Source organism: Roseivirga sp. UBA838, from assembly GCF_002296035.1.
Taxonomy (GTDB): Bacteria; Bacteroidota; Bacteroidia; order Cytophagales; family Cyclobacteriaceae; genus Roseivirga; species Roseivirga thermotolerans.
This window is the reverse complement of record NZ_DBHC01000042.1, coordinates 158,693-172,522: the sequence shown is the minus strand read 5'-3', so window position 1 is coordinate 172,522 and position 13,830 is coordinate 158,693. Positions and strand designations below refer to the sequence as shown.

Genomic DNA, 13,830 nt, shown 5'->3' with positions numbered 1-13,830 from the left:
TAAAGGAGCATTTGGCCAGAAACAGGCCTGTAGGATGAGACTCGATACTATCTTTTGGATGTATTCTATTCTCTGCGTAGCTCATAACACTAATAAAACACAAAGAGGGCGGCATAGTTCAGATTTTTTTCAAAAACCCTGAAAACGATTGAATATCAAAGTCTAAGAAATGGAGCCAGGCCTTTCAAAGAACCCTTATCTTTCGAGAGAATGCAATGGTATTGTATTAACAAACCACAATTTTTAACTAGCTTTAGTACAATGAATGATTGATTGCTATACCAGTGCCTGCCTCAACCATGCTGGTTTTACATCGGGTCACCTCCGATTCTCATTAACAATCGTCAGAATAAGTTTATAGCTGGTTATACATTCTTCACCTCCATTGCACGTAGTTGAATTATTGAGTAACTTATTGTACATCTATTAAGTTGGATAATTATACCCATGAACCAAATCCCAAATATGGAAGTAGTAAACGATATTAAATCGTTTAAGCAGGTCATAGACCTAAGCCCCTTCCCTATGTGGGTATATGACCTTGAAAGTCTGCGTTTTCTCTATGTGAACGACTCGGCCATTCGACTCTATGGCTATAGCCGGGAAGAGTTTTTGAGCATGACACTGAAGGACATCAGACCTAAAGAAGATGTTCAGTTACTGCTCAAAGCCATAGATCGACTCAAAAGCAAAGCCGAAAAAACCCCACAGCGAGTGTACAGACACAAGGCCAAAGACGGGCGGATACTCTACGTACACATTAAAGGAAACACCATAGACTATGACGGTCGCCCGGGCGAGCTAGTGAGTGTGATTGATCTAACCGATGACCGGGAAAAAGACAATAAGCTCTTGCAGCAACAGCTTTTTCTTACCACTATTTCAGAGGTTAACTCCTACTTGTTGAGTTGCGAAACCATTGATGAGGCCCTTTCAGGTACATTTGAGCTAGTGGCTACGGTAGCAGAGATAGATTCCATCTGTTATTTTAAAATAAGCAGCAACAGCAAGCATGGCCAGGTATATGCCATCTGGAAAGACCATGAGTTTGTGGTAGAAAACCCAGAGAAAGCTCCCACTATCCCAGTAGCCTTACTAGAAAAGACTCGCGAAAAAATTGTTATCAAAGCCTTCGATGAGGCACTGGAGGTTTTTAAAGAACACCTGTACACAAATCCTGAAACCACCAAATCGCTATATCTGGCTCCGGTACAAAAAGAAGACTCTACCGGTGGCTACATCTGTTTTGATGACTACAAAAAAGACAGGCAATGGACCAGTGAAGAGATAAAATTCTTTGAAACTGTAGTAAGTAGTATCTCCCAAGCCGTTTGTAATCTGCAGATAAAAGAAGAACTGGCCTTAAGTGAAAAGAAATTCAAATCGATTGTTGAAAAAAGCAACGACCTCACGGCCATTATGAATCGCGATGGTTGCTACACTTATGTGAGCCCTACCTGCGAGAAAAAACTGGGCAAACCGGCCAAACAATTGGTGGGAAGCTACATCTATGATTTAATTGATAAGTCTGAGGTAGACTATGTTCGATCCAAAATAGAAGAAACTCTCAATGAAGGTTCTGCCCAGCTCAGACCTTTTCAAGTGCCCACGGCCTATGGTCATACCATCCTCATTGAAATGCAACTCACCAATATGATCGACAACCCCGCAGTAAAGGGAATTGTGATCAATGCCAAAGACGTGACCGGGCAAGTAAGTACAGAACATGAGTTGGAAATAGCCAATGAGCGATACCGCCTGGCCAGTATGACTTCCAGAGACCACATTTACGACTGGGATCTTGCTTCCAACCACGTGGAGCGTACCGGGCAAAGCCTAAAAGCCCTGTTTGGCTATGAAGAGGCCGACTGGAATAAAGAAGGATTCTGGTTTCCCAATATTCATCCGGAAGATGTGGGCTATGTGTACGATAGCCTTAAGGCTGTTCTGGAAGATCAGACCAAAGATCGCTGCATTTTGCAATACCGGTTTAGGGGAAAAAATGGAAACTATTATACCATTATAGACTCCGGCCACATTATACGCGATAAAAACGGACATGCCATTCGGTTGGTAGGAACTGTGCGAGATATTAGTGAATCCATACTTAAGCAGCGCATAAAAGATGTTCTGCATACGCTTATTGCTACTTTTTCACAAGCAGAACCACTCAGAGACAGTCTTAAATCTGCCTTGCGCACCATAGTGGAAGAAACACGATTCGATATTTGTGAAATATGGCTCAAGTCGCACGATGAGCCCAAACTCAATCGGGTTGAGTTCTTCCTCAAAGAATCGATGGGGCTACTGGCCTACAGCGAAAAGAGTAATGTTTCCAGCTTTGCTAAAGGCAAAGGACTACCGGGTAAAGTCTGGGAAAAACAAGAGGCCATTATGTGGCACAGCATCGACCAACCTGAAACAGAGTTTGTCAGGGCCGATTTAGTAAACGACTTTAAGCTTAAGGGTGCCCTTGGTGTTCCAATAATCAACAACAAAGAATTCTTAGGGGTACTGGTGTTCTTATCCAGCCATGACAAAGGCGACTTCATAAACCTTAAGGAAACCATAGCCGCTATGGGCCAGGCCATTGCCCCATTGCTCAAGCAGCGATTGCTCGAAGAGCGAAACCGCCAGTTTCAGCTCATATCCCCCGACCTGCACTTTTCTACTAATCGGGATGGTTTGCTAAAAGAAACCAACAATACTTTTCTGCAGGTTTTAGGGTACAGCAGGGAGTCCGTAAGTACCATGAGCATTCGAGACTTTATTTATAGCGATGACTCTCAAATAATCGATCAGATTTTACTTGAACCCTATAAAGATCAGGCCAATCCGATTGGCTATGAAATAAGGCTGACCACCAAAACTGGCGACCTTGTATGGGTATTGCTCAATATGGGGTATAGTGTGGCCGATGATCTATTGCTCTTTGTGGGAAAAGATATTACAGAACAAAAACAGGTGCAGAGCCATTTAAAACGCACCAACCAGAGACTCAAAAACACCCAGGAACTCGCGCTCATTGGCTATTGGCGAAAAGACATTAACACCAGTCACTTCGAGTGGTCTGAAGAAACATATGGCATTTACGGGTACTCCAAAGAAAGCTTTACCCCAACCGTAGACAACCTGCACGTTACCTTTCACCCCGATGAGTTGGAGCTAATGAATGAGTGGTTGAAAAACGTAATAAAGGCTGAAGACAACATTCAGTTGGAACACCGGATCATTACGGCCGACAATCAATTACGATGGGTATACCAAAAAGTACATGTGGTTAAAAACTCTAGTGGCCTAACGCGATACATGGAGGGCACTATTCAAGACATTACCGAGAGAAAAGACTTTGAGCAGCAACTGGCTGTAAGTAACAGGCGCTTTCAGTTGGCCATACACGCCAGTAACCAGATTATATGGGATTACGACCCCAACAGCGGTACCATTACACGAGGTGGGGAGTCTAATTTCTACCTTCAAGAGTCTGAGAATTTCAACAAGAAGAACTCATGGTTTGAGCGCATACACCCTGACGATAAGGAAAGCTCATGGAAAAGCTTTGAACAAGCCATGAAAGGCACCGATGAGGTTTGGCAGCAAGAATACCGTATTTTGGATAAGAACAACCAAGTGTCTTACGTTATAGACCGCTGTGCAATTTTGCGCGATAAAACTGGCAAACCCATACGAGTGGTAGGCTCCGTAATGGACATCACGGAGTCCAAACTGCGCATGAAAAAAATTGAAGAGCAAAATAAAAGCTTACGTGAAATTGCCTGGATACAGTCGCACGTTGTTCGGGCTCCATTGGCCCGTCTTATGGGTTATGTGGCTTTGCTCAATGAGAATGAGGTTGAATCGCTTAGTTTTGATGAAATAAAAAAGGTAATATTAGACTCGGCCAAAGAATTGGATCAAATTATTGGTGAAATTTCGAACAAAACTACTGAGCTAAAATGAGGAAGATTTTATTAGTGGATGATGACCAGCCAACCAATGTTTTGCATGAAATTATTCTTAAAAAATTCACTTCTGTACCTTTAACTATCAAGACTTTTCTCAATGGCAAACAGGCCCTGGACTACCTTAAAGAAGCCCCAGGCCAGTATATAATTTTTCTAGACATTAACATGCCTACCATGAGCGGATGGGACTTTCTGGATGCCTACCAGAACATTGAGGGGCACGATGGTACACGTATATTTATTCTCACCTCTTCCATAAACCCCGAAGATGAACGAAAGGCTGCAAAATACCCTGAGGTAAACGGTTTCGAGATTAAACCTCTTTCCGTAGACTTTTTAAAGAAACACGTGGGAGAACTCTTTACCTAGTGCAACCCCGCCATGACTATGAATTCAGGATTGGGACAATTTTGTAAGTACCTGTCCTTTTCCGAAGCCTTGCAAACCCCGGGATAATCGCCATGAAAGCCCTCCATATTCATTATCAACTGGAAATGAAGATGAGGGGGCCAATGAAAATTCTCGTGGTAAGCTCCCAGACTGGCAAACTGCTCCCCTTTCCTAATGGGCTTACCCTCATACAGTCCGTGTAAAGACATGGTACTCAAATGCCCGTACAAAGTATAGAAAGTAAGGCTGGCCTCCTCGTGTTCAAGAATAATTACCGGACCGTAATCGCCATGAGACCTGCGGTTGTCAAACGAATGAACAACACCCTTAAAAGGTGCATAAACAGCTGTGCCGGCCTGTGCCCATAAATCGATACCCAGGTGAATGGTGCGGGGTTCATCTTCAGTAAAAAGCTCGCTGCGCGAATACAAGCCCCGTTCTTCCAAATATCCACCAATACCCACTCTGGCTCCATTGGCCTTCAACTGGCCGAAAACCTGTGCTGTAAATTGCTCTTCATCGTTCAGATCTATACGCTCCAATGAAGGGTTATTTTTACTTAAGTCCAGTTGACAAAATTCACCGGAGCCAAACCGAATGGGTTGTACGGCCGAAATACCGGCTTCAGCAAGTAACTTTGACAGGTTCATTCAGAAAATTTTTTAATTAACCGATTCATAAACTCCACCCCCAGTGCAAGCTGCTCTTTGGCTATAAATTCATCGGCCCTATGGGCCTGTGCAATATCTCCCGGGCCACAAATCATTGCTTCAAAACCAACTTCGGCAAACTGCCCTGCCTCGGCCGCATAAGAAACTGCATCGGTGGTCTCGTTGGCTGCCAGTTCTTTTACCAAAGCTACAATAGCCTGGTTTGAACGGGTATCTAGCCCCGGAACCGCAGGGTGTTTGTTGGTGGTAGAAATCCTGAACCCCGCAAAACGCTGCTTCAGCTCAGCCTCTCTCTGGCGACAATACTCCTCAAACTCTTTTAATATTTGCTGTGGAGTTTCCGAAGGAATAGTTCTTACATCCCAGTTGAATACACACTCCTGGGCAATGATGTTTGGCGCCAACCCACCGGAAATATTACCTATGTGTATAGACGTATGATTGGGTGTAAATCGATCATCGACCGAACCCGAAGTAATTAATCCATCCATTTTAGACTCTAACCAGAGAATCAGACGCATGGCCTCGTGTATAGCACTTACTTCTTGTTTTATTCGGCTGCTATGTCCTTGGCTACCGGTTACTTTAGTCTGAAAAATACAAATCCCTTTTTGTCCAACAGTTGGCACCATCATGGTTGGTTCACCAATAATGGCAAAACGAGGAGTCTCTGTGTAGTGACTTTTAATGGCTCGGGCCAATTCGGGAGCGGCAAGGCAGCCAATCTCCTCATCGTATGAAAAGGCAAAGTAAATTGGTTTAGTAAGGTTGGCCCGGGTCATATCGGGCAAGGCGGCCAAACAACAGGCTACAAACCCTTTCATATCGCATGAGCCTCTTCCATAGAGCAGGCCATCTCCTTTGTCGGTAAGAGTAAAAGGATCTGTGGTCCAGTCCTGACCTTCTACAGGAACCACATCGGTATGACCGGATAGGATGACCCCACCGTCTACTGCGGGCCCAATCCTACAATGTAATGAAGCTTTTGTGCCTTCAGGATTCGGCACCAACGTGGTTTTCACCCCATGGCTTTCTATGTATTCCTGTATCCAATGAATGATAGAAAGGTTACTTTCTCCTCCTAAGACAGGAAAAGACACCAGTTTAGACAATATTTCTTCAACGGTCATACGCATAAGGTTCGGTAAGTCAAGGTTTGTCGATGCGGCCAGCCATTGGCTGGTCAATCGGTGGCCTAAATTAGTACAATCCTTGGTTTTGCAAACGGTCGCAAAGCGAAGGTAATTTTAGGCAGGCCCCCAATGAATGGCCACCGACACGCTCAGTCCAATCCAGGCCATAAGCAGTACCAGCCCTACAACCGGAGCGATAAAACGTATCCATTTGTCGAAAGGAATTCTGCACATAGCCAGCATAGCAATAAGCCCCCCGAGAGTGGGATTGATCAGGTTGGTTACACCATCCCCAATCTGAAATGCAAGAATTGTGGACTGTCGGGTAAGCCCCAAAACATCTCCTAAAGGCAACATTATGGGCAAAGTAGCCAAGGCCTGCCCACTGCCGGAAGGTATAAAAAAATTAATGACACATTGCGAACCTGACATAGCCAGAGCACTGGCATAAAGCGGCAATTCTTTAAGACCTTCTGAAAGATTAAAGGCTATGGTGTCTGAAATATTGGCCATTTCCATGGCCACCTTAATGCTGGTGGCTAAGCCTACCATAAACGCCCCGGGTGCCACAACCGCTACCGATCGCAAGGTGGTCTCACCAATAGTTTTACCGCTCATTCGCGATAGCAATCCTGCCACAATAGAAATGATTATGAACATGGCAGAAATTTCATTGATGTACCAGTGCCACTTAAAAACCCCATAGAGCATAACGATCATGCCTAAAACGAAAGCCCAAAGCACCAGCCAGTTGTTGGTGCTCATGGCATAGGTATGCAAAGGTTTTGAAAGCTTTAAACCGCTGGTATCTATACCAAGAGAGAGCGATTTCTCAGGCTCCTTAATTATCTTTTTAAAGTACCGCAGGTTAAAATAGGCCAACACGGTTAAAGCCCCCAAACAGAGAATAAGTCGCAATAACCATCCGGAAAACATAGGCATTTGTGCCAGTGTATGCCCTGTTCCTACGGTATAAGGATTTACCGGAGACAACCCAAAACCCACCGTAACCGCTCCAACAGATATACCAGCGGCCAGCATAAGATCTCCACCAAGTGCAAGAGAAGTAATGGCCGCAAGCGGAATAAGGGCAATATTGTTTTCATACCCAATAAAGATTCCTAAACAGCCATATAAGTAAGTTAGAAGCACCACAACCAGCAACCTTCTCTCCACTCCCAGCCTTTTAACAAAACTACCAACCGCGTTTTCGATCATGCCAGACTTCTCTAACATGCCGAACATAATGCCCGAAGAAAGCACCACAAATATGATGGGAATAGCAGAGGCAAAACCTCCGGGAATTGCCAGAAAAGTATCTAGGAATGATAATGGTGTAGGGTCTATGGTATGATAAGAGCCGGGAATTACCCGGCTCCTGCCATCAATTATTTCTCTATCAAAAACTCCTGCAGGTATTAGATAGCTCATCAAAGCTGTGAGCACTAAAATCCCGAAGAGCATTACCACTGGGTGTGGAAAGCTAAAACGGAGCCTATTGATTGACTTATCGGCCACTACTTAAGCGACTCAAATTCTTTCTTAATTGCTTCGAAGCGGCTTTTCAATTCTTCAAAACGTTCATAAGCATCTTGCCCCGGACGTTGGTCTGCCCGCCCAATCATGCTCGAAAGATAGCCGGTCTGTGACTGCAACATTGGCTGCATGTATGTACCCGGAGGCGTTACCAATTGGTAATAAATCGCATCTAACTGTTCTTTCTTGCGTTGCGCTCTCTTACTTGCTTTTTCAGTTTCAAGGCTGTTTTGCAGGTCTTCTCTGGCCTTGGCTACCGTAGCTACCAATTGAGCCACCTCATCGGCAAACGACTGAATCTCCAAAGCCAACCGCTCTTGCTCAGCTACATCATCATCATTCACCAGGCTGCCTCTTGGGTCCAGTACCACTTTAAACTGTTCTTCCATCACCTGATCGCCCACAGTAAGTCTGGCCGTATAGGTGCCATTCGATACCATTGGCCCATTGCCAAGATAAGACCTTCTTGGATTCTCACTCCAGCCTCCTGCATGGCGCATATTCCATACATAGCGGTTAATTCCCTGCTTATTTGGTAGTCCTCCAGCGGCTGGCGGCTCAGAAAATTCCGTAGACATGTCTCGTTCTGTATCTACCGGAGGGCTTGGTCTTCCATTTACAAAAGAACGAACCACCTGACCCTCACTATTCACAATTTCCAGCTTTACCGGCTGGTCTTGGTCTTTTATATAGTAGTCAATTGTAACTCCCATCGATGGATATTCCGGGCCATTATAATCGCTAGAGGCTCTCATACGGTTTCTTATTCCGTCTTTCAAATCGAACAAATAAGCCTGATAGTCTTTTACATCGGCCAGTTCTCTAAGGCTAATAATGTTGTCCAATATCCAAAATCCTCTACCCATGGTAGACATCACCAAGTCATCATTATGCACCTTAATGTCAGTAATTGGGGTTACAGGCAGGTTATTATTAAAAGCCTGCCAGTTTTTACCATCATTGAACGACACAAAAAGCCCAAACTCGGTACCGGCATAGAGCACCCCTTCTTTCTCAGGGTCTTCACGAACCACGCGGGTAGGGTAATCGGCCGGTATTCCATTATTACCGGGAGTTAAGAGCTCCCAGGTTTGCCCATAATCTTCTGTTTTATAGATGTAAGGGCTAAAGTCATTGTCCAATTGATAGCGCAAAACGGCCACGTAAGCTTTGGCCGGATTATGAGGTGAGGGTTCTACTGCATCTACCCTGCCCCCTTTGGGCATGTCAGGAGTCACGTTGGTCCAGGTTTTACCACCATCTCGGGTTACATGCACAGGTCCGTCATTAGCCCCTACCCAAATAAGGCCTTCCTGCAAGGTAGACTCTCTAATGGCATAAATGGTACTGTAGTATTCTTCTCCCGTTACATCGCGGGTAATTGGTTCTCCCGGTACCACCTGCTTGTCAGCTTCAAAGGCTGTCAGGTCTGGCGAAATAATTTCCCAGGTCTTTCCATCGTCTGTGGTTTTGTGTACATACTGTGAGGTATGATACACTACATCGGGATTATGAGGCGATACATGAATGGGAGCCACTCGCTGAAAACGGAATTTAAGATCTTTGGGATTGTGTCCATAAATATTGGTTGCCCCCACATAGTACTGTAATTCCTGGCCGGTGCGCTTGTCATATACTCCAAAACGCCCCTTGCAATTGGAGTATACAATATTGGGATTTCCGGGTTTAGGCACGGCAGGGCCTGTTTCACAACCACCGGTGTTTATGATAAAAGCATTGCTCCCCGACTGCACACTTTCTGTTGGCATACTGGGCACTGCAATAGTGCTGTAATTGTCTTGCTGGCCGGCATATAACCAATACGGGTATTGATCGTCTACCTCTACCTGATACAGCTCGGCTGTTGGTTGGTTGAATTGAGTAGACCAGGTTCGGCCATTGTTGAGTGTTACGTTTGCTCCCCCATCGTTGGCCTGAATCCAAATGGAAGTGTCGTTAGGGTTAATCCAAATATCGTGGTTATCTCCATGAGGAGTACTCACAGACCGCCAGGTTTTGCCCCCATCGGTCGATTTTAAAAAGCGAAGTGCACTGTTGAACACCACATCGGCATTTTTCGGATTTGCATAAATATTGGTGTAGTAAAAAGGCCGGTTGGTAAGGTTAGAATTGTCTGAAACAAATTCCCAGCTTTCGCCACGATTGTCCGATCTGTACAAACCGCCCTGATCGTCTGAAGCTTCAATATTAGCATATACCCTCTCCGGCTTCGCTGCCGAAACGGCAAAATCTATCTTACCAATCAGTCGGGTTGGTAATCCGTTGGTAAGTTTGGTCCAGTTCACTCCTCCATCGGTCGACTTGTACACGCCTCCCTCAGACGAACCACTGATAATTGTCCAGGGCTTACGTTCTGCACGCCAGGCTCCGGCATAGATCGTATTCGGGTCGTCAGGAGCCAATTCCAAATCGGAGAAACCCACACTATCGGAATGATACAATACTTTTTGCCAAGACTTTCCTCCATCGACTGTTTTAAATACTCCTCGCTCTTCGTTTTTACCAAAAGCTTTACCAATAGCAGCCACATAAACCACATTGGGATTATCCGGATGAATCTCAACAGCACCAATCTGCCCGGTTTCTTTTAAGCCTATAAACTCCCAGGTTTTACCGGCATCGGTAGATTTGTACATGCCCTTTCCTGTAATCACATTGGAGCGCAAACCGTCAGAGCCTGTACCCACATAAATGATATTGGGATCTTTTTGATAAACCGATATGGCTCCAATAGAAGGGGTTGAAAAATATCCATCTGATACATTGTTCCAGGTCATTCCGTAATCATCGGTTTTCCAAACGCCACCACCTGTGGCTCCCATGTAAAAAACGGAGGGCTGGCTGGCTACTCCGGCCACGGCTGTAACACGGCCTCCCCTTAGTGGGCCTACGTTTCGGAACTCATAGTTTTTAAGAATTTCCTGCAGATCCTGGGCCTGTAGACCCATGGAAGAAAACACTGCAAGACATGTAATGATCAGATGTCTAATCTTCATGATAGTTTTAAATTTTAAGAATGGGGAAATTAAAATAAATACTGCAAAAAGCGGTGCAGCATTTTGACGAGCGGAACTAAGCCAGGCAGTGTTTTCCGGCAATGTAGCCGGTGGTCCAGGCAGCCTGAAAATTAAAGCCTCCCGTAATACCGTCTATATCGAGCACTTCTCCAGCAAAAAACAAGCCTTCAACCACCCGACTCTCCATGGTGTTGAAGTTTACCTCACCCAGTTTTACCCCCCCGGCTGTCACAAACTCTTCTTTAAAAGTGGTTTTTCCGTTCACCGGATACTGATCGTTGCCGAGTTTTTCCACCAAACGGTTAAGTGACTTTTTCGACAGTTCAGCCCATGGCTTATCTTCGTCTATTCCAAGGGTTGTCAGAAAATGTTCCCATAGCCTCTGTGTAAGCCCCTGCGGCATCTGATTTTTAATTTTTTTCTTGGGGTGGTCTGTCTGTATTTGCCCTAACATCTCCCTTAACTCCGTTTCGCTAAGGCCCAACCAGTTAATATGAGCTATGAACTTATAGTTCATTTCGTGAAGCAAACGAGCACCCCAGGCCGATGTTTTCAAAATGGCCGGGCCACTCATACCCCAATGGGTAATCAATAAAGGTCCCTTTTCCATTAGGCGTGTACCCTGAATTTTTACAACTGCGGCAGGCACCGATACACCCATGAGCTGAGTAATGGACTGCCCGGGCATGTTAAAAGTGAAAAGACTGGGCACTGGCGGTTCTACCTGATGACCGAGCGATTCTAACCAGCCAAAACCTTCTGGTTTAGGACTGCCACCGGTTGCCACTATCACTCTATCGAATTGTTCGGTTCCTTCTTTAAAACGGAGTTTAAAGGCATTTCCTTCTTTCTGAATGGCCTGTACGGCCGCACTGAGTTGAATATCAATCCTAAGCTTTCGAGCTTCATTCAAAAGGCAATCTACTATGGTTTGAGAATTGTCCGTCACAGGAAACACGCGCCCATCGGCTTCCTCCTTTAGTTGTACTCCCCTACTTTCAAACCACTCGATTGTATCTGAGGCATTGAATTGTGAAAAGGCTTTTTTAAGATACTTTTCACCCCTTGGGTAATGTGCTGCAAAAGTAGGAATACCCTGGCAACCATTCGTTACATTACACCTACCGCCTCCGGAAACCTTTACCTTAGCCAGCAGTTTGACGGATTTTTCGTACAACACAACCCTGGCATTTGGGGCATGTATTTTACACGAAATAGCTGCAAAAAAACCGGCCGCTCCACCACCTATAATGGCCACTCTATTGTTCATGGGGATCAAAGTAACAAATCATTTTGCCAATATCACCGTAAGACTTTAAGACACTTTTATTCAAATCTCATGAAAAACTTCACAAAAACCATTTTAGCACTTACGCTCATCATATTTGCTTCGGCCAATCTGATCGTAACGGGAGACTCTGCAGTGGAGGAGTCGATGAAAGAAGGTTTCGTTGCCGACTGGGAACGAGCTAAGGCCTACTCATTGGAGTATATTGATGCCATGCCTGAAGACGGCATAACTTTTAGACCTACCGAAGGAGTACGCACCTTTGCCGAACAATTTCTACACATGGCTCAGGGCAATATTGGTATTGTAGCCAATGCTACGGGCGCTGAGCGTATTTACGCTACGGTAAACCTTGAAAAGGAAAGCAAATATCATAACAAAAAAGCCCTCCGTGATATCACTGTTGAAGCTTACGACTGGTGTATTGCTGCCGTAAAAAACATGGATATGACCAAAGGCGAAGAAAAAGTTGAATCTTTTGGCTTCAATATTTCCAGGGTAGAGTGGCTTAAAAAAGCGTTTGAACACCAAACTCACCACAGAGGGCAAACTACAGTATACCTGAGAATGAAAGGGGTAACACCACCACCCGAAAAGCTTTTCTAAAAACAATAATGGAGAGACCAATCTGGCAAGCTAAAGAACAGACTCCGGGTTTCAACTCCATTGATGTTGGCAGAAATAGCAGTAATAAAATACCGGGTGGGTACAGCTTGTGGCAGTAGTAGACACATCACTAAACCACTCGAAAGAAAAGCTGTCGAAAGAAAGCCTTAAGGTTTTGATTTCGGCAGTTTCTTTAAATAACCAGCCAAAGAATCACATCTACCCGCCTGTTTTTCATACGTCCTTCCCAGGTTGAGTTATCGTAAACCGGGTTATATAGCCCAAAATCTCGTACCTCTATCATTTCCTTTTTAATCTTCTCCAGCTTTAGCATTAGATCAATTACGGACTGACTCCTCATTTTACTGAGCCGCTCATTATACTCCTTGCCACCTATATTGTCGGTATGGCTATGCACTGTGATAAAATAATCATGAATATTTGGTATAGAGTCCAGAAATGATTTTAGCTGATTGGCCTGGCGTATGTCCACACGGGCACTTCCTCCTCCAAAATAAATACTTCGAATAGCCGATGGCTCGCCAAACGTCTGTGCGTTTACTGAGAATAGAGTACTCGTTAAAAGCCATAATATAATAAACCACCTGAGCATAGAACTCCTTATTACCTGACTATTAACGCTTTGGCAGATGTAGAGTTTTTCAAATAACTTGAACTGCTGAATTTTAAGTGACAAACGGAAAAAACATTGAAAGAAGTTATAGTGGTGATGGGGATAAGCGGTGCAGGTAAAAGCACCGTGGGAAAAGCCTTGGCCAAACGTATGGGCATGCCGTTTTTAGATGCTGACGATTTTCACCCTCGCGAAAACGTGATGAAAATGAGCAGCGGGCAGCCTTTAGACGATGACGACCGATGGCCTTGGCTTGCAGCCATAGTAGAACACATATTACAAAGTCATAGGCCATGTTTTGTATTGGGTTGTAGCGCCCTTAAAGAAAGTTACAGGTTGTACCTGGCCCAACGCCTAAAACTACATCTGGTTTACTTAGAGATTACTGCCGAAGAAGCTCACAGAAGACTAAAAAGACGTAAAGGTCATTTTATGCCCGCTACATTAGTACAATCTCAGCTCGATGCGCTAGAGATCCCTTCAAGTGCTTTTCGCCTATCGGCCACCCTCAATATTACCAAATCGGTTGATTTACTGGCCGAACATTTTTCCACTTTACAGTAATTGAC

The 13,830-nt window shown here is 44.7% G+C and carries 10 protein-coding genes; 4 read left to right on the top strand and 6 right to left on the bottom strand.

The annotated features are described in order from the left end of the window. Window positions 1-465: 465 nt before the first annotated feature. Together B3O12_RS15805 and B3O12_RS15800 are read left to right on the top strand one after the other, a co-directional pair. On the top strand, window positions 466-3,960 hold the full coding sequence (locus tag B3O12_RS15805; protein WP_286757008.1) for a PAS domain-containing protein: 3,495 nt from the start codon (window positions 466-468) through the stop codon (window positions 3,958-3,960). Next, on the top strand, window positions 3,957-4,334 hold the full coding sequence (locus B3O12_RS15800; RefSeq protein ID WP_286757007.1) for a response regulator: 378 nt from the start codon (window positions 3,957-3,959) through the stop codon (window positions 4,332-4,334). Before B3O12_RS15805 ends, B3O12_RS15800 begins: the two co-directional genes overlap by 4 nt. Here B3O12_RS15800 and B3O12_RS15795 read toward each other — a convergent pair. The 5 genes from B3O12_RS15795 to B3O12_RS15775 form a co-directional block, all read right to left on the bottom strand. Then, the gene (locus tag B3O12_RS15795) at window positions 4,331-5,005 is read right to left on the bottom strand and encodes a peptidoglycan DD-metalloendopeptidase family protein (protein ID WP_286757006.1); all 675 of its coding nucleotides are present in this window, start codon (window positions 5,003-5,005) and stop codon (window positions 4,331-4,333) included. The two genes, B3O12_RS15800 and B3O12_RS15795, sit on opposite strands and share 4 nt — an antisense overlap. Beyond that, window positions 5,002-6,156 (bottom strand): acetylornithine deacetylase, encoded by a 1,155-nt coding sequence (argE, locus tag B3O12_RS15790; protein WP_286757005.1) that lies wholly within the window; start codon window positions 6,154-6,156, stop codon window positions 5,002-5,004. Before argE ends, B3O12_RS15795 begins: the two co-directional genes overlap by 4 nt. Window positions 6,157-6,273: 117 nt before the next feature. Then, complete coding sequence (locus B3O12_RS15785) at window positions 6,274-7,629, bottom strand: YfcC family protein (protein WP_286757105.1); 1,356 nt, start codon at window positions 7,627-7,629, stop codon at window positions 6,274-6,276. A gap of 47 nt (window positions 7,630-7,676) precedes the next feature. Next, entirely contained in the window at window positions 7,677-10,712 is a 3,036-nt protein-coding gene (locus tag B3O12_RS15780) for a WD40/YVTN/BNR-like repeat-containing protein (protein WP_286757004.1), read from the bottom strand. 76 nt (window positions 10,713-10,788) lie between these two features. Then, on the bottom strand, window positions 10,789-12,003 hold the full coding sequence (locus B3O12_RS15775) for an NAD(P)/FAD-dependent oxidoreductase (RefSeq protein WP_286757003.1): 1,215 nt from the start codon (window positions 12,001-12,003) through the stop codon (window positions 10,789-10,791). Window positions 12,004-12,072: 69 nt separating this feature from the next. Here B3O12_RS15775 and B3O12_RS15770 point away from each other — a divergent pair, with 69 nt between their 5' ends. After that, window positions 12,073-12,627, top strand: a complete 555-nt coding sequence (locus B3O12_RS15770) for a DinB family protein (RefSeq protein WP_189631082.1) — start codon at window positions 12,073-12,075, stop codon at window positions 12,625-12,627. Window positions 12,628-12,820: 193 nt separating this feature from the next. Here B3O12_RS15770 and B3O12_RS15765 read toward each other — a convergent pair whose 3' ends face one another. After that, a complete protein-coding gene (locus B3O12_RS15765; protein WP_286746424.1) occupies window positions 12,821-13,240 on the bottom strand; it encodes an OmpA family protein in 420 nt (139 codons plus the stop codon). 96 nt (window positions 13,241-13,336) lie between these two features. Here B3O12_RS15765 and B3O12_RS15760 point away from each other — a divergent pair, with 96 nt between their 5' ends. Beyond that, on the top strand, window positions 13,337-13,825 hold the full coding sequence (locus B3O12_RS15760; protein ID WP_286757002.1) for a gluconokinase: 489 nt from the start codon (window positions 13,337-13,339) through the stop codon (window positions 13,823-13,825). The last annotated feature ends 5 nt before the right edge of the window (window positions 13,826-13,830 follow it).